At 53.5% G+C, this 18,011-nt stretch carries 10 protein-coding genes, 2 tRNA genes and 3 rRNA genes; 6 read left to right on the forward strand and 9 right to left on the reverse strand.

Annotated elements, in window-relative coordinates:
- Window positions 1-16: 16 nt before the first annotated feature.
- From cutA to SK51_RS02215, 3 genes are read left to right on the forward strand one after another with little or no spacing between them, the layout of a single operon-like run.
- Window positions 17-340: a divalent cation tolerance protein CutA gene (gene cutA, locus SK51_RS02205; RefSeq protein ID WP_003855908.1), complete on the forward strand. Its 324-nt coding sequence runs from the start codon at window positions 17-19 to the stop codon at window positions 338-340.
- Complete coding sequence (locus tag SK51_RS02210; RefSeq protein WP_023305286.1) at window positions 316-2,019, forward strand: protein-disulfide reductase DsbD; 1,704 nt, start codon at window positions 316-318, stop codon at window positions 2,017-2,019. The genes cutA and SK51_RS02210 overlap by 25 nt, the downstream gene beginning before the upstream one ends.
- Window positions 2,020-2,068: 49 nt before the next feature.
- A complete protein-coding gene (locus SK51_RS02215; protein ID WP_017383972.1) occupies window positions 2,069-2,644 on the forward strand; it encodes a transcriptional regulator in 576 nt (191 codons plus the stop codon).
- Here SK51_RS02215 and SK51_RS02220 read toward each other — a convergent pair.
- Complete coding sequence (locus SK51_RS02220) at window positions 2,641-3,231, reverse strand: LysE family translocator (RefSeq protein WP_023305285.1); 591 nt, start codon at window positions 3,229-3,231, stop codon at window positions 2,641-2,643. The genes SK51_RS02215 and SK51_RS02220 overlap by 4 nt on opposite strands.
- 35 nt (window positions 3,232-3,266) lie before the next feature.
- Window positions 3,267-4,112 carry an AraC family transcriptional regulator gene (locus SK51_RS02225; protein ID WP_023305284.1) on the reverse strand — a complete coding sequence of 282 codons (846 nt, stop codon included), beginning with the start codon at window positions 4,110-4,112 and terminating at the stop codon, window positions 3,267-3,269.
- 169 nt (window positions 4,113-4,281) lie between these two features.
- Here SK51_RS02225 and SK51_RS02230 point away from each other — a divergent pair.
- Window positions 4,282-4,357, forward strand: a tRNA-Phe gene (locus tag SK51_RS02230).
- Window positions 4,358-4,601: 244 nt separating this feature from the next.
- Here SK51_RS02230 and rrf read toward each other — a convergent pair.
- From rrf to SK51_RS02250, 4 genes are all read right to left on the reverse strand, one after another.
- Window positions 4,602-4,717, reverse strand: a 5S ribosomal RNA gene (rrf, locus tag SK51_RS02235).
- A 69-nt stretch (window positions 4,718-4,786) separates the two neighbouring features.
- Window positions 4,787-7,691 (reverse strand): 23S ribosomal RNA (locus SK51_RS02240).
- Window positions 7,692-7,874: 183 nt separating this feature from the next.
- Window positions 7,875-7,950 (reverse strand) — tRNA-Glu (locus SK51_RS02245).
- Between the two features lie 84 nt (window positions 7,951-8,034).
- Window positions 8,035-9,576, reverse strand: a 16S ribosomal RNA gene (locus SK51_RS02250).
- The 16S, 23S and 5S rRNA genes sit together here with 1 tRNA gene alongside, the layout of an rRNA operon.
- A 485-nt stretch (window positions 9,577-10,061) precedes the next feature.
- Here SK51_RS02250 and SK51_RS02255 point away from each other — a divergent pair.
- A complete protein-coding gene (locus tag SK51_RS02255) occupies window positions 10,062-11,012 on the forward strand; it encodes a nickel/cobalt transporter (RefSeq protein ID WP_023305283.1) in 951 nt (316 codons plus the stop codon).
- 32 nt (window positions 11,013-11,044) lie between these two features.
- Here SK51_RS02255 and proP read toward each other — a convergent pair whose 3' ends face one another.
- Window positions 11,045-12,547 carry a glycine betaine/L-proline transporter ProP gene (gene proP / locus SK51_RS02260; protein WP_022646793.1) on the reverse strand — a complete coding sequence of 501 codons (1,503 nt, stop codon included), beginning with the start codon at window positions 12,545-12,547 and terminating at the stop codon, window positions 11,045-11,047.
- Window positions 12,548-13,193: 646 nt separating this feature from the next.
- Here proP and kdgT point away from each other — a divergent pair.
- The gene (kdgT, locus tag SK51_RS02265; protein WP_022646792.1) at window positions 13,194-14,186 is read left to right on the forward strand and encodes a 2-keto-3-deoxygluconate transporter; all 993 of its coding nucleotides are present in this window, start codon (window positions 13,194-13,196) and stop codon (window positions 14,184-14,186) included.
- 33 nt (window positions 14,187-14,219) lie between these two features.
- Here kdgT and SK51_RS02270 read toward each other — a convergent pair whose 3' ends face one another.
- Both SK51_RS02270 and crfC read right to left on the reverse strand, forming a co-directional pair.
- Window positions 14,220-15,098 carry a diguanylate cyclase regulator RdcB family protein gene (locus SK51_RS02270; RefSeq protein ID WP_023305281.1) on the reverse strand — a complete coding sequence of 293 codons (879 nt, stop codon included), beginning with the start codon at window positions 15,096-15,098 and terminating at the stop codon, window positions 14,220-14,222.
- Window positions 15,095-17,449: a clamp-binding protein CrfC gene (gene crfC / locus SK51_RS02275; RefSeq protein WP_023305280.1), complete on the reverse strand. Its 2,355-nt coding sequence runs from the start codon at window positions 17,447-17,449 to the stop codon at window positions 15,095-15,097. The genes SK51_RS02270 and crfC overlap by 4 nt, the downstream gene beginning before the upstream one ends.
- Between the last annotated feature and the right edge of the window lie 562 nt (window positions 17,450-18,011).

The raw sequence follows: 18,011 nt of genomic DNA on the forward strand, positions 1-18,011 counted from the left end.
ATGAGGAGGTCGACTTGTGAACACGCCTGATGCTGTTGTTGTACTGTGTACCGCCCCTGATGAAGCTTCTGCCCAGGATCTCGCCGCCAAAGTGCTTGCCGAAAAACTGGCTGCCTGCGTCACGCTACTTCCCGGCGCCACCTCCCTTTATTACTGGGAAGGCAAGCTGGAGCAAGAGTACGAAGTCCAGATGTTGCTCAAAACCAATCTGACCAACCAGCAGGCGCTCCTCGACTGCCTCAAGTCTCATCATCCTTACCAAACCCCGGAGCTGCTGGTGCTGCCAGTGGTCCACGGCGATAACGATTATCTCTCATGGCTCAACGCTTCTTTACGCTGATCCTGCTGCTGTGCAGCACGTCAGTTTTTGCCGGGTTGTTTGACGCGCCCGGCCGTTCGAACTTTATTCCTGCCGACCAGGCATTCGTTTTCGACTTTCAGCAAAACCAGCACGATCTCAGCCTCACCTGGCAGGTGAAAGAGGGTTATTACCTCTATCGCAAGCAGGTCAGCATCACGCCGGCAAAGGCTGACGTCGGCGCATTGCAGATGCCCGCTGGCGAATGGCACGAGGACGAGTTCTACGGTAAAAGTGAAATTTATCGCCAGCGCTTAAGCGTGCCCGTCACGGTGAATCAGGCGGATAAAGGCGCAACCCTGACGGTGACGTATCAGGGTTGCGCCGATGCGGGCTTCTGCTATCCCTCTGAAACAAAGGTCGTTCCGCTTAGCGAAGTGAAAGCGGCGGCCTCCCCTCTCCCCTCAGGGGAAATGGCCAGTGTGAGGGGTGAAGGCGAAGCCGCTTCAGACCTTCCGTTCTCAGCGCTTTGGGCGTTATTGATTGGTATCGGCATCGCCTTTACGCCCTGCGTACTGCCCATGTACCCGCTTATCTCTGGCATCGTGCTGGGTGGTAAGCAACGCCTTTCCACCGCCCGCGCGCTGTTGCTGGCCTTTATCTATGTGCAGGGCATGGCGTTAACCTATACGGCGCTCGGCCTCGTGGTCGCCGCTGCCGGGTTGCAGTTCCAGGCCGCCCTTCAGCACCCCTATGTGCTTATCGGACTGTCAGCAGTGTTTATTCTGCTGGCGCTGTCGATGTTTGGCCTGTTCACTCTGCAACTGCCCTCTTCCCTGCAAACCCGTCTGACGCTAATGAGCAACCGTCAGCAGGGGGGCTCTGCGGGCGGCGTGTTCGCCATGGGTGCCATCGCCGGGCTGATTTGCTCCCCTTGCACCACCGCGCCGCTGAGCGCCATCCTGTTATACATTGCCCAGAGCGGCAACCTTTGGCTCGGCGGCGGCACACTGTACCTTTACGCGCTCGGCATGGGTCTGCCGCTGATCCTTGTGACGGTATTTGGCAATCGTCTGCTGCCGAAGAGCGGCCCGTGGATGGAGACAGTGAAAACCGCGTTTGGTTTTGTCATTCTGGCGCTACCGGTATTCCTGCTGGAACGCATCATCGGTGATGTGTGGGGTACGCGTCTGTGGGCTATGCTCGGCGTGGCCTTCTTCAGCTGGGCATTTATCGTGAGTCTGGGTGCGAAGAAACCGTGGATGCGCCTGCTACAGATCCTTCTGCTGGCGGCCGCGCTGGTGAGCGTCCGTCCGTTACAGGACTGGGCGTTTGGCACCCCGACAGGTCAAACGCAGGCTCATCTGAATTTTATACAGATTAAAAACGTGGATGACCTTAACCGAGCCCTGGTGCAGGCGAAAGGCAAACCGGTCATGCTCGATCTCTATGCCGACTGGTGCGTGGCCTGCAAAGAGTTTGAAAAATACACCTTCAGCGATCCGCAGGTACAACATGCGCTGAGCGATACCGTTCTGCTCCAGGCGAACGTTACCGCCAACAGCGCGCAGGATAAGGCTCTGCTGAAGCAACTTAACGTGCTCGGGCTGCCTACCATCCTGTTCTTCAATGAACAGGGGGAAGAACAGCTGACGCAGCGTGTAACCGGGTTTATGGACGCGACGGCATTCAACGCGCATTTGCGCAATCGCCAACCGTAAACAACACTTTAGACGGGACAAACCGTTGGGAATAGCGGAGGAGATAACCGTGCAACGCGAAGACGTACTGGGACAAGCCCTGCAATTACTTGAGATTCAAGGGATCGCCAGCACCACGCTTGAGATGGTAGCCGACCGTATCGATTACCCTCTGGATGAACTTAAGCGCTTCTGGCCGGATAAAGAGGCGCTGCTGTATGATGCCCTGCGCTATCTCAGCCAGCAGGTGGATATCTGGCGCAGGCAACTGATGCTGAATGAAGAGCTGACCACCGAGCAAAAGCTGCTGGCACGCTATACCGCACTGACGGAGTGTGTCACCAACAACCGTTACCCAGGCTGTCTGTTTATCGCCGCCTGCACCTACTATCCGGATCCCGGACACCCCATCCATCAGCTGGCAGATCAGCAAAAACGAGCCGCGCACGAGTTCACACACGAGCTGCTGACCACACTTGAAGTGGATGATCCGGCAATGGTCGCGAAGCAGATGGAGCTGGTGCTGGAAGGTTGCCTGAGCCGCATGCTGGTGAACCGTAGCCAGGCGGATGTGGATACGGCGCACCGTCTGGCGGAAGATATTTTGCGGTTTGCGCAGTGCCGTATGGGTGGTGCACTGACCTAAGCCAGCATTCCCGTCCAGGCGGAAATAAACAAACACAGCGCCATTGTACGTTGAAATCGCACCATCGCCACGGTGGTGCGGAAAATCCGGTTCACCGCCTTCCCCAGCCACGCCCAGCACAACAAACAGACCACTGAGATCGCCAGAAACCATAGCGCCATCAGCGAAATATCCCGTAATGCATGGTCGCTTGCCGGAGCAAACAGGCTGACGACGGCCAGCGCCATCATCCAGGTTTTTGGGTTTACAACCTGTAATAACGCCGCCGCCCGCGCGGTAAATCGAACATGACGCCTGGAGGAGAGATTCGCGGCCGGGGCGCTAAACAGCTGCCAGCTCATCCAGGAAAGCCACAGCACGCCCGCCCAGCTCATCACCTGACGTATCAGCGGATACTGGCGTAACACTTCTCCTGCCCCAGCGCCTGAAACCAGAACAATAGCGCTGGCGGCAAGACACCCACCCAGGATCGCAGGAACCGTATTTTTTACGCCAAAGTGCTGACTGTTAGCCAGTACCAAAATATTGGTTGGCCCCGGTGTAATCGAGGCGACAAATGCAAACAGCAGGAAGGGTATTAAATTCACAGGTGGCTCCTTTTAGTAGAGCCATGAATGTGCCGTTATTTTCTGGAAACGTCTGGAAGGTTTGTGCACAACCGACGGTAGTGTGCCGGATAAATACGGTACGCCCGCTGGAACCAGCGACCAAGATGGCTTTGATCGGCAAAACCTACTGCCGTCGCCACATCAACAGGCAGTTCCCCATACGCCAGCATCTGTCGGGCCTTTGCCAGGCGCAGCTGGATAAGCCAGGCGTGCGGCGCAAGGTGAAACTCGCGCTTAAAGCAGCGGGTGAGCGTAAAGCGATCCGTCCCCGTCTCCCGCGCAAGGTCTGACAGCCCCACGTTCTCGCCGATATGCGCATAGAGATAGTCGCGGGCACGATGCGCCACAGCGGAGCTTTGTAACTGCGACGGGAGTTTCTTCCGCCAGTGGCAGTGGGCTGTAATCTTAGTGAGCAGGTTATCCATTGTGCTCTGTTGTACGATCTTCATCTCATCGTTATGCAGCGAGGCAAATGTATCACCGATAGCGCGCACCAGCTGAGGCTCTCGCGTCAGCGTTTGGGCAAAGTGGAGGGTGTAACTCCCGGGAGTAGAGTCATACAGCCCTTGAAGCGTACGGGTGAGCCAGTGTTCATCCAGATAAAAGGTCAGATAAGTAAAGCCACCCTCTACCGGTGCATCACCGTCATGTATTTCACCAGGCTCAAGTAAAAAAGCATCGCCCGGCTGGCTACGGTGGCGTTCACGGCGACAGTGGAACTGCTGCGTACCGGAAAGGGTTATTCCGACCAGATAGCTATCATGCCAGTGGGGATCAAAGGCGTGTCCTTCGAAATGCGCCTTAATTGTCTCAATACCTGTTTCTGCATGCTGACGCAGCTCAAGCCAGTCGTTTGCCATACTGCCCTCCTCTTACTGTCAGCATTGTCACATCTTGCCTGAACTGTCTGGAAGATTTGTGCATTTTCAGCGCACAAACGGACAGATTGCCGCAAACTTAAGCAGTTGAACAGCTTTTCCCGAAATAATGTTGACGATCGCGCGCGATTGCGGTTTAATGCGCTCCGTTGCCCGGATAGCTCAGTCGGTAGAGCAGGGGATTGAAAATCCCCGTGTCCTTGGTTCGATTCCGAGTCCGGGCACCACTATTTAAAGAACCCAGCCTATGGCTGGGTTTTTGCTTTTCTGCGCTTATCAAAACCTTACCTAAATTTTATTCCTGTATCTCTTCCCGATGAGGTCGTGCGGCCGGCATTGCCCGGTGGCGCTGCGCTTACCGGACCTACAAAACCCGCATGCCAGATAAGGGGAAGCCGCCATCCGGCATGTTTTTCCGTGCACAAAGCAAAAAACCCCGCACCTTCCGGTACGGGGTTCTTTCTGTTTGATGCCTGGCAGTTCCCTACTCTCACATGGGGAGACCCCACACTACCATCGGCGCTACGGCGTTTCACTTCTGAGTTCGGCATGGGGTCAGGTGGGACCACCGCGCTAAAGCCGCCAGGCAAATTCTGTTAATCTGTATCAGGCTGAAAATCGTGTCTGTCTCTTCGCCAAAACAGCTTCGGCGTTGTAAGGTTAAGCCTCACGGTTCATTAGTATCGGTTAGCTCAACGCATCGCTGCGCTTACACACCCGACCTATCAACGTCGTCGTCTTCAACGTTCCTTCAGGAGACTCAAGGTCTCAGGGAGAACTCATCTCGGGGCAAGTTTCGTGCTTAGATGCTTTCAGCACTTATCTCTTCCGCATTTAGCTACCGGGCAGTGCCATTGGCATGACAACCCGAACACCAGTGATGCGTCCACTCCGGTCCTCTCGTACTAGGAGCAGCCCCCCTCAATTCTCCAGCGCCCACGGCAGATAGGGACCGAACTGTCTCACGACGTTCTAAACCCAGCTCGCGTACCACTTTAAATGGCGAACAGCCATACCCTTGGGACCTACTTCAGCCCCAGGATGTGATGAGCCGACATCGAGGTGCCAAACACCGCCGTCGATATGAACTCTTGGGCGGTATCAGCCTGTTATCCCCGGAGTACCTTTTATCCGTTGAGCGATGGCCCTTCCATTCAGAACCACCGGATCACTATGACCTGCTTTCGCACCTGCTCGCGCCGTCACGCTCGCAGTCAAGCTGGCTTATGCCATTGCACTAACCTCCTGATGTCCGACCAGGATTAGCCAACCTTCGTGCTCCTCCGTTACTCTTTGGGAGGAGACCGCCCCAGTCAAACTACCCACCAGACACTGTCCGCAACCCGGATTACGGGTCTACGTTAGAACACCAGCCATTAAAGGGTGGTATTTCAAGGTTGGCTCCACGCAGACTGGCGTCCACGCTTCAAAGCCTCCCACCTATCCTACACATCAAGGACCAGTGTTCAGTGTCAAGCTATAGTAAAGGTTCACGGGGTCTTTCCGTCTTGCCGCGGGTACACTGCATCTTCACAGCGAGTTCAATTTCACTGAGTCTCGGGTGGAGACAGCCTGGCCATCATTACGCCATTCGTGCAGGTCGGAACTTACCCGACAAGGAATTTCGCTACCTTAGGACCGTTATAGTTACGGCCGCCGTTTACCGGGGCTTCGATCAAGAGCTTCGCGTTGCCGCTAACCCCATCAATTAACCTTCCGGCACCGGGCAGGCGTCACACCGTATACGTCCACTTTCGTGTTTGCACAGTGCTGTGTTTTTAATAAACAGTTGCAGCCAGCTGGTATCTTCGACTGATTTCAGCTCCGTCCGCAGGGACTTCACCTACACATCAGCGTGCCTTCTCCCGAAGTTACGGCACCATTTTGCCTAGTTCCTTCACCCGAGTTCTCTCAAGCGCCTTGGTATTCTCTACCTGACCACCTGTGTCGGTTTGGGGTACGATTTCGTGTTACCTGATGCTTAGAGGCTTTTCCTGGAAGCAGGGCATTTATCACTTCAGCACCGTAGTGCCTCGTCATCACACCTCAGCGTTAACAAGGTACCGGATTTACCTGGAACCTCCGCCTACATGCTTAAACCGGGACAACCGTCGCCCGGCTGACATAGCCTTCTCCGTCCCCCCTTCGCAGTAACACCAAGTACAGGAATATTAACCTGTTTCCCATCGACTACGCCTTTCGGCCTCGCCTTAGGGGTCGACTCACCCTGCCCCGATTAACGTTGGACAGGAACCCTTGGTCTTCCGGCGAGCGGGCTTTTCACCCGCTTTATCGTTACTTATGTCAGCATTCGCACTTCTGATACCTCCAGCATGCCTCACAGCACACCTTCAACGGCTTACAGAACGCTCCCCTACCCAACAACACATAGTGTCGCTGCCGCAGCTTCGGTGCATGGTTTAGCCCCGTTACATCTTCCGCGCAGGCCGACTCGACCAGTGAGCTATTACGCTTTCTTTAAATGATGGCTGCTTCTAAGCCAACATCCTGGCTGTCTGTGCCTTCCCACATCGTTTCCCACTTAACCATGACTTTGGGACCTTAGCTGGCGGTCTGGGTTGTTTCCCTCTTCACGACGGACGTTAGCACCCGCCGTGTGTCTCCCGTGATAACATTCTTCGGTATTCGTAGTTTGCATCGGGTTGGTAAGCCGGGATGGCCCCCTAGCCGAAACAGTGCTCTACCCCCGAAGATGAGTTCACGAGGCGCTACCTAAATAGCTTTCGGGGAGAACCAGCTATCTCCCGGTTTGATTGGCCTTTCACCCCCAGCCACAGGTCATCCGCTAATTTTTCAACATTAGTCGGTTCGGTCCTCCAGTTAGTGTTACCCAACCTTCAACCTGCCCATGGCTAGATCACCGGGTTTCGGGTCTATACCCTGCAACTTAACGCCCAGTTAAGACTCGGTTTCCCTTCGGCTCCCCTATACGGTTAACCTTGCTACAGAATATAAGTCGCTGACCCATTATACAAAAGGTACGCAGTCACCCCATAAAGAGGCTCCCACTGCTTGTACGTACACGGTTTCAGGTTCTTTTTCACTCCCCTCGCCGGGGTTCTTTTCGCCTTTCCCTCACGGTACTGGTTCACTATCGGTCAGTCAGGAGTATTTAGCCTTGGAGGATGGTCCCCCCATATTCAGACAGGATACCACGTGTCCCGCCCTACTCTTCGAGTTCACAGCAAGTGTGCTTTCGTGTACGGGACTATCACCCTGTACCGTCGGACTTTCCAGACCGTTCCACTAACACACAAGCTGATTCAGACTCCGGGCTGCTCCCCGTTCGCTCGCCGCTACTGGGGGAATCTCGGTTGATTTCTTTTCCTCGGGGTACTTAGATGTTTCAGTTCCCCCGGTTCGCCTCGTTAACCTATGTATTCAGTTAACGATAGTGCAACGGATTGCACTGGGTTTCCCCATTCGGACATCGCCGGGTCAAAGGTTCATATCACCTCGCCGGCGCTTTTCGCAGATTAGCACGTCCTTCATCGCCTCTGACTGCCAGGGCATCCACCGTGTACGCTTAGTCGCTTAACCTCACAACCCGAAGATGTTTCACTTCTGATTGCGAAAATTTGAGAGACTCGAACACACCATTAAAGATGTGTCGTTTCAATTTTCAGCTTGATCCAGATTTTTAAAGAGCAAATATCTCAAACATGACTCGCAAGTCAGTTTTGAGATATGACGGCAGGTGACTTTCACTCACGAACCAGCAAGTGGCGTCCCCTAGGGGATTCGAACCCCTGTTACCGCCGTGAAAGGGCGGTGTCCTGGGCCTCTAGACGAAGGGGACGTACAGTCTCAATCGCAAGACGCCTTGCTATTTACTTTTCATCAGACAATCTGTGTGAGCACTGCAAAGGCAGGTTCTTTAAGGTAAGGAGGTGATCCAACCGCAGGTTCCCCTACGGTTACCTTGTTACGACTTCACCCCAGTCATGAATCACAAAGTGGTAAGCGCCCTCCCGAAGGTTAAGCTACCTACTTCTTTTGCAACCCACTCCCATGGTGTGACGGGCGGTGTGTACAAGGCCCGGGAACGTATTCACCGTGGCATTCTGATCCACGATTACTAGCGATTCCGACTTCATGGAGTCGAGTTGCAGACTCCAATCCGGACTACGACGCACTTTATGAGGTCCGCTTGCTCTCGCGAGGTCGCTTCTCTTTGTATGCGCCATTGTAGCACGTGTGTAGCCCTACTCGTAAGGGCCATGATGACTTGACGTCATCCCCACCTTCCTCCAGTTTATCACTGGCAGTCTCCTTTGAGTTCCCGGCCTAACCGCTGGCAACAAAGGATAAGGGTTGCGCTCGTTGCGGGACTTAACCCAACATTTCACAACACGAGCTGACGACAGCCATGCAGCACCTGTCTCAGAGTTCCCGAAGGCACCAAAGCATCTCTGCTAAGTTCTCTGGATGTCAAGAGTAGGTAAGGTTCTTCGCGTTGCATCGAATTAAACCACATGCTCCACCGCTTGTGCGGGCCCCCGTCAATTCATTTGAGTTTTAACCTTGCGGCCGTACTCCCCAGGCGGTCGACTTAACGCGTTAGCTCCGGAAGCCACGCCTCAAGGGCACAACCTCCAAGTCGACATCGTTTACGGCGTGGACTACCAGGGTATCTAATCCTGTTTGCTCCCCACGCTTTCGCACCTGAGCGTCAGTCTTTGTCCAGGGGGCCGCCTTCGCCACCGGTATTCCTCCAGATCTCTACGCATTTCACCGCTACACCTGGAATTCTACCCCCCTCTACAAGACTCTAGCCTGCCAGTTTCGAATGCAGTTCCCAGGTTGAGCCCGGGGATTTCACATCCGACTTGACAGACCGCCTGCGTGCGCTTTACGCCCAGTAATTCCGATTAACGCTTGCACCCTCCGTATTACCGCGGCTGCTGGCACGGAGTTAGCCGGTGCTTCTTCTGCGGGTAACGTCAATCGACAGGGTTATTAACCCTGTCGCCTTCCTCCCCGCTGAAAGTACTTTACAACCCGAAGGCCTTCTTCATACACGCGGCATGGCTGCATCAGGCTTGCGCCCATTGTGCAATATTCCCCACTGCTGCCTCCCGTAGGAGTCTGGACCGTGTCTCAGTTCCAGTGTGGCTGGTCATCCTCTCAGACCAGCTAGGGATCGTCGCCTAGGTGAGCCGTTACCCCACCTACTAGCTAATCCCATCTGGGCACATCCGATGGCAAGAGGCCCGAAGGTCCCCCTCTTTGGTCTTGCGACGTTATGCGGTATTAGCTACCGTTTCCAGTAGTTATCCCCCTCCATCAGGCAGTTTCCCAGACATTACTCACCCGTCCGCCACTCGTCAGCAAAGCAGCAAGCTGCTTCCTGTTACCGTTCGACTTGCATGTGTTAGGCCTGCCGCCAGCGTTCAATCTGAGCCATGATCAAACTCTTCAATTTAAAAGTTTGATGCTCAATGAATTAAACTTCGTAATGAATTACGTGTTCACTCGTTGAGACTTGGTATTCATTTAGTGTCCGAAGACATTAAGAATCCATGTCACTTTGAGTGCCCACACAGATTGTCTGATAAATTGTTAAAGAGCAGTTGCGACGCGCTTCAGCGCTCTGTCGCGAGGTGGCGTATATTACGCTTTCCTCTTTCAGAGTCAACCCGTTATTTCAGGATTTTTTCTCTTCAACCGACCGGGTTGTCTGTGAAGTGATTCACATCTGCCGTGTCGATGGAGGCGCATTATAGGGAGTTCCCGAGCGACCGCAACAGAAAAGTTGCAAAAAAATGACTGACTGCTGTATTCCCCAGCAAAACCCCGCCTTATACCCTTTTACGCACAGAGTTATCCACAATCCATTGACGATCCCGGTGCGATCCCACTAATTGAACACTATACTAGCGGCAAATATTCCTCTCGCAGACCAACCTGATGACGACACAACGACTTCAACGTGACTGGCGTATCCCAACCGCCGGGCTCGCCGTGCTGGTGTTACTTATGGCAGGTTTCGCACTGCATACGCACTGGAATGCATTTATTCAGTGGTGCCTCGCCGCTCAGATCACCCTGCACCGTTATCTGGTGATGTATTTGCTGCAACTTAATAATCATCAGTACAGCGGTGGGCTGTGGTTGTTAACCGGTGCGTTTCTTTATGGTGTACTCCATGCCGTTGGACCAGGACACGGCAAATTTATCGTCGCCACGTATCTCAGCACCAATAAAGAGAGCCAGCTCGCGGCGCGCGTCGTACCGTTTATCGGTAGCCTGATGCAGGGCGTCAGCGCGATCCTCTTTGTCTTTATCCTGGCGGTTGGATTGAACCTCGCGGCAGGGGATATCAGTACCAGCCGTTGGTACGTCGAGAAAATCAGCGCCTTACTGATTGCCGCCTTCGGTGCGTTTATCATTTATCAGGCGCTCAGCAGCCTGCGTCCGCGCAAAATGGCGATTAGCGCCATCAAGCCGCATCATCATAATGAACACTGTGGCTGCGGCCATCACGGCGTAGGGGTGGATCTGGCTAAAAGCGACTGGAAAACCCGTCTGGGCGTGGTGCTGGCCATTGGCGCACGCCCGTGCAGCGGAGCAATTATGATCCTGATGTTCTCGAATGCGCTCGGCATTATTAGCTGGGGAATTGCTGCTGTGATGACAATGTCGCTGGGCACGGCGCTGTCGATTATGGGGCTGTCGCTGGCAGTACGTTACGCGCGTGAACGCACAGTAGCCTGGTTTAGTGGCGGCACTTCCCTGAACTGGGTAATGCCGATGGTCAAAATAGCCGGAGGAGTTGTTCTGATACTGTTCGCAACTATCCTCTTCCTGACGGTGATCCCCGTCAGCGTCAGCGGCGACTATATCGCCGCAGGATGCTAATAAAAGAAAACCCGCCAGCGGCGGGTTTTTTATCACTCGTTAATTCGCGGATGCTGGTCAACCAGGCGAGAACGTTTTTTCTGAAGCTCTTCAATCTCTGCGTCAATATCTTCAATCTTCTGCTCTACGTTATCGTAGTGCTCGCGCAGGATCTCCTTCGCTTCCTGAATATCGGACGCCGCAGGCGTTGCCCCTTTCAGTGGACGGTTCGCCGTCTCCTTCATAGTAATACCGGTAATCAGGCCAATCACCGCAATAACCATCAGATAGTAAGCAGGCATCATCAGGTTCTGCGTGCTCTCCACCAGTGAAGCAGCAAGCGTCGGCGTCAGGCCCGCAATCAGAACGGAGATATTAAAGGCTGCCGCCAGCGCACTGTAGCGAATATGCGTCGGGAACATTGCCGGTAGCGTAGAAGCCATCACCCCGATAAAGCAGTTGAGGATCACCGCCAGCATCAGCAGACCGGCGAAAATCAGCCCCAGCACATTGCTGTTAATCAGAATAAAGGCCGGGATTGCCAGCGCGAACAGTGCGACGCTACCGAGAATAATGAATGGCTTACGGCCAAAGCGATCGCTCAGCAGGCCCATAATCGGCTGCACAAACAGCATGCCTACCATGATGGCGATAATAATCAGCACACCGTGGTCTTCCGAGTAGTGCAGGTTATGCGACAGATAGCTCGGCATGTATGTCAGCAGCATGTAATAGGTCACGTTGGTGGAAATCACCAGACCGATACAGGTCAGCAGGCTGCGCCAGTGTTTGGTCGCAATCTCCTTGAACGACACTTTCGGGCCATCCTGCAACCCTTCACGGTCGCCCTGTTCCAGCTTTTCAACGTGCTGCTGGAACGCAGGCGTCTCTTCCAGGGCGTGACGCAGGTAAAGACCGATGATGCCAAGCGGCAGCGCCAGGAAGAACGGAATACGCCAGCCCCAGTCGAGGAAGTTCTCTTCACCCACTACGGTTGAAATCAGAACCACAACTCCCGCGCCCATGACAAACCCGGCAATCGAACCAAAGTCGAGCCAGCTGCCCATAAAGCCGCGTTTTCGGTCCGGAGAATACTCGGCGACAAAAATCGATGCACCGGTATATTCGCCGCCAACGGAGAAGCCCTGCGCCATCTTACAGATCAACAGCAGGATCGGTGCCCATATACCAATGGTCGCATAGGACGGAATAAGGCCGATACAGAATGTACTTATCGACATGATGACAATAGTAATAGCCAGGATCTTCTGGCGACCATATTTATCACCCAGCATGCCGAAGAACAGGCCACCGAGAGGGCGAATAAGGAAGGGAACAGAGAACGTACCCAGCGCGGCAATCATCTGCAAGCTGGGATCGGCACCGGGGAAGAACACTTTACCAAGCGCATAGGCAACAAAGCCGTAGACACCAAAATCGAACCACTCCATCGCATTACCGAGCGAGGCCGCCGTAATCGCTTTGCGCAGTTTCGCATCATCAATAATGGTGACATCGCGCAGCGTGATGGGTTTTACTTTTTTCCTTCTAAGCATAGCTTTCCTCGTAGACTCAGCCCCGTCCGTTTCACAGCGCATTTGCAAGCTGTGAACCAGAGATCCGCTCCATGCGAATCTCCTTATTCAAGCGTAGCAGGTTTACTTACATTGACGTTTTACCTCAATACAACCGAACCTGTTGACGCCTGTCTGGGCAGTTAAAGACCTTTTTACCCTACCAGCGTTTATATATGTGATCAACTTCACATATATTTTTCCGGTTCGTAAGTTGGCTTCAGGTTTTGTCAATTCACGATAAATAAGGTCATTCTCACCCCCTTTATCAAGCACATCTTAACACCCGTTATTATTCCTCTTAAAACAAAAAACAATCACATTTCTTCACATCGAATTTACACAAAATTTAATTATTAACAGCGGGCATTCCTGTTTACATTCAATATGTGACACAGATAACTAAAACAGTGTTTTATTTTCATTGAATCGCAATTCCAAAGATCGCATGATAAACCCGAACACAATATCCCAGCGGCTTTCAAATGAAGGAATGCTAAGCACCTGAATTTCGCTTTACAGCATAAGTAACGAATAGATTGGTCTTCAAAAAAGGCAATCATTTGAATTTGTTGATCTATTTTTTGAGATTTCCGCCAGCCACGCGGGCGAGATGTGAGGGTTAATGATGAAGATTAAAGCAACAATAGAACGCATCCCGGGCGGGATGATGCTGGTCCCGCTGGTACTTGGCGCGATATTAAATACGCTGGCTCCGAATACCGGTGCTTATTTTGGCGGTTTTACAAAAGGTATGATCACCGGAACGGTGCCGATTCTGGCAGTCTGGTTCTTTTGCATCGGCGCATCTATTAATTTACGTGCAACTGGTACGGTATTACGTAAATCAGGGACGCTGGTCATTACTAAAATTGCGGTCGCCTGGGTCGTTGCCATGATCTGCGCGATGTTCATTCCGGAGAATGGCATACAGACCGGATTCTTCGCCGGATTATCCGTTCTGGCCATTGTTTCAGCAATGGATATGACCAACGGCGGTCTCTATGCCAGCCTGATGAATCAATATGGCACCAAAGAAGAATCAGGCGCGTTCGTGCTGATGTCCCTGGAGTCGGGTCCGCTGATGACCATGCTGATTCTGGGTTCTGCCGGCCTTGCCTCCTTTGAACCCCACCATTTTGTCGGGGCGATCCTGCCGTTCCTGATTGGTTTTGCGCTAGGCAACCTCGATCACGATCTGCGCGATTTCTTCAGCAAAGCCACCCCGGTACTGATCCCGTTCTTCGGCTTCGCGTTGGGCAATACCATCAATCTGAACGTGATTCTGGAAACCGGCCTGCTGGGTATTGTGCTGGGTGTTGCCGTCATCGTCATCACGGGTATTCCGCTAATTATTGCAGACCGCGTCATCGGGGGCGGTAACGGAACCGCAGGTGTGGCCGCCTCGTCGGCCGCAGGCGCTGCGGTAGCTAACCCGGTGATTATCGCCCAGATTAACCCGGCCTTTGAACCGGTGGCGGCTTCCGCCACGGCCCTGGTTGCCGCCAGCGTGATTGTGACGGCGATTCTGGTCCCGATCATCACGGCGCTGTACGCCAGACGTTTTGGACAGGTTCCGGAAACCCAGGCAGAGCCGAAAGCGGTAGAAATGCACCACTAAGTCGTTCGCCCCCTCCTTAAAAAGAGGGGGCAATCACGCACTAAATATCTCTTCCATCATGCCATCCACCAGCCGTTTTGCCGAACAGAGTCTCGGCATACCCAGCGCGACCGTTTGCCAGCTCTGCGTCACTGACCAGCTCACCGGATGTTTATCCGCCTGACACCAGTCCCCCAGCCAGCCAAGCATATCTTTATAATCCATCAGACCAGGAGAAGCGGGCGTCGTCAGCCACTGATGGTAAAAATGCCGGGTGGTGGGAGAAGCGTTAATCCCCTGTGCCAGATAGTTTGCGGCCATGCTGCGCAGGTTATCTTTCAGCATGGCCGCCACATCACTATTCGCCAGACGACAGGCATCGCCAAACGCGCCCCAGCGCAACTCTTCCAGCACGATAAAGCAGCGGCCAGCCAGCGACCAGCCTTCATACTGCCCGGCTCGCCAGCGGGTAAAAATTTGCTCGCTGTGCTCACCCGCCTGAACCGTAAGGCCGCGCTGCGCGAGCGCTTTCTCTTTATAGGCGGCACGCTGGTTGAAATGTGCGGAGAGCGCCTCGTACTGTTGCAACAATCCGGAAGGTTGAGGGAGGCGTGGATTAACCTGCTGGCGCAGGGCTACCAGCTTGTCGGACATGCGGGTCAGCGCCAGGTGTCCGGGGTCGAGCATACCGGCCAGTTTCTCCGCCAGACCCAGCCGCAGTGCTGCATTTTCGTTGAGCATTCCCGCCATTGCCCATGGCCGCAACCGGGTCTGCGTAACGATCTCCTGCGTCAAACGCTCACGAAATTGCAGTTGCTGTGGCCCCAGGAGGGTGTGACGAGCAGCATCCGCCCCCTGGACCAAATCGACCATAAATTTTGGATGAATACACTCCAGCGTCCGCCCGGGACCGTCCAGTAGCTGTGTTGTCATGGTTGCTCTGCCGCGAATAAGGTTTGAATATCATCGCGTAACAGTCGGGTATCTTCCTGAATCCACGCCGCTGTGGTCATACTTTGCTTCAACAACTGGCTAAGCGCCCGGGTTGAATGCTCATTCTGCTGCCGCACGGCAAGGCTATCACGCAAGCTTTCCTGTAACCCGGTCAGGCACAACGAAAACTCTGCAAAAAACGTTGCCATACCTGCCGTAACAGAGACATCGACCTGCGCGGCCAAAGCTTTACGTATTTGATCGCAAAACTGATCGGTATGCTGCGTAAATTTGCCATGAAGCTGAGCGATATCGATGACATATCGGGTGCGCGTCTCCACATACGCTTCCCAGCCCCAGCCGGGATGATTGAGCCAGCGCGAGACGGTATTACGTACGCTGCCCGCCCCTGCAGGCTGACTGGCGGGAGGGGTGTCCTGCACAATGGCATCATTAAATAAGCCGCGCGTATTGAAGTTAAGCTGGTTTGCCTGAAACGCCGGAAAGCTAATCCGCGCCCGAAAGCCGGCATGACTGAGCTGTTCCTTAATTTGCATCTCGATGGGGCGCATCGCCTCATTCAACGATCGGGCGAGCGTAGACTCCAGCTGATCGAAGCGTAACGCCAGCTCCCGGCTAATTCTGCTCTGCGCATTCAGCAAAATCTGCTCGCATGACGATCGGATCTTGCTCAGGACAATCTGTGCCTGCCCTTCATCGTCAAGCACCAGCTGCTGGTGCTCATCCGTGTCGTCTGTACGCATGCTGGATGGCTCGCGCCCGGCTAAATCAAGAATTAACGGGCGGCTAAACATGTCGTCCAGCGCCTGGTGAAGTTCACCTTTCTGACTAAGCAGAAATGTATCCGCTGCGTTGAGCGCCTCTTCAACTTCATGCTGGACCTCATCGCTCACTACGCTCTGCCGCTGACGCAGCATCGCCATGTCCTCTTCCAGGCGCTTAATATTCCGCTCCAGCTCATCAAAGGCGACCGTCAGTCCCTGATGGCGAAAATCCAGGTATTCTCTGGCATTTTGCGCATAGTTCAGCAGCTTATGCGATGCCGACCGCAGGGCGAACAGCGAGGCGTTGGCGTAAGCCGCGTAAATCAGCTTGCGGATGGGCTGTTCGAACAGCGAATCCTCCCACAGCAGATCCGCCGCATGGCGAATATGGTCACTATCGTCGAGATCGGCCGTACGCCAGCGGCGGCCCAGCGCGGCCTCGGCAAAATCCTGCACCCAACGCTGATCCTGATGATCGGGAAGCCGCCCATGGGTGTTCATCTCATAGCGGGCGCGGTTTGCCAGGTAGGCCCACATGGAAGAGACCGGGTAAATTTGTCCCGGAGAAATATTCCCTTTCATCAGCGTGCCGGAAATCATCGCCCGTACCTGCTCTTCATCGTCGCTGTTACGATCTTTCTGATCGAATTTATTGACCAGGGCGTAAAGCGGCACGGATTTCCCCGCCGCCGAAATTGCCTGACGAACCTCAGCATCAGAAATGGATTTAAGCTGGGTATAATCCATCACCGCCAGCACGGCGGAGGCGCGCGCCAGCTGCTCGCTGAGCATTTTTTGCAGGTGCGGCTGACCGGCCTCGTTCGGCCCCGGCGTGTCGAGCAGCGTCAGTTGCCCCAGGTGCGCATCCAGACCGGCGAGGTGCACAAATTCCACCTCAATCACCGGAATATGTTCAATCGCGGCGTACTCAGAAAAAGGAAACTCCACGCCCAGCGCCTGAGAAAGCCGCACCAGATCGTTCAGGCTTTTCAGACAATGAAAGATGGGCTCCGCGCCCAGGTGATGTTTTCCGAACGCCTCACCTCTTTCGATGCGCTCCAGCAGCGTATTCATGTCCTTGTCGATTTCCAGACGCCGCGCCAGCTTGCCGCGATCTTTATCGCACAATTTCGTCTGCAACTGGGAAATCAGGGTATCAATGGGCGCAACGTGCAAAAAATGCAGCACCGGCTCCTTCTGGCCCGGCGTATGGCGGATCAGCGTGGGCAGCGCCGTCATCGGACGATTGCGGTTCGGCAGCACTTCCGTACCCACAATCGCATTAATGGTGGTCGATTTTCCCGCTTTCATGGTACCCACAATCGCCAGCACCATTTCGAGGCGGGTTATTTTGCGTAATTCGTTATTCAGCAACGCCTGCTGAGCGTCGACACCCCGCGCGCTAAAATGTAATGGCAAAACGTTGTTATTAACGCCGCTCATGGCAGCGGCTGTGCTATCCAGCTTTGCAATCGGCATTGATTTTAATGAATCAAGATTGTTCAGAGCCAGCTGTAACAAACGTTCGGCTTCCTGGCTTAATTCAAATATGGTCTGTGTGTGCATGATAAAAGCCTTCCCTTAACGCAAATTTATTACTTTTATTAAGCCACGTTTTTTTAATTATACTGTTCAGGCTTATATGATCACGTATGGAAAACATGTTCATTTAATACAAGTAACTGAAGATAATGAGAATTTAAATCTCACCCTTCTAATACGTGTAAAACATCCCTCTGGTCAGAAGACCAAAAGTAAATAGACAAAACGCATTTTCAGGAAACATCAGGAGATATCATCGTTATTTACCCACCAAAAAAGAGAGGTATTCCCTGACACCAAAAGATGTATAGCATCAGAAAGGATAGATAAATAACGGCTTGTTCCTTCACCTTATCCGAAATGGCACAGCGTAGCAATTTGCTGTAATAAAATATTCGATATATTTATCATCATAACGATCACTGCCGTGCAGGGCATAAGCTTCCCTTAATTCACTGACAGTTCGTGTCATCTTTTACGCATTTTTGCGCTATTTTTCTAAAACAATATCACCGACAAAAGTGGGGATTTGCGTTATACTCGCTGCCTTTTTCGGCACACTGCCGTCATTTAGCTGGCGTTTTCC

It is taken from the genome of Enterobacter sp. MGH85, assembly GCF_001037655.1.
Classification (GTDB): domain Bacteria; phylum Pseudomonadota; class Gammaproteobacteria; order Enterobacterales; family Enterobacteriaceae; genus Enterobacter; species Enterobacter intestinihominis.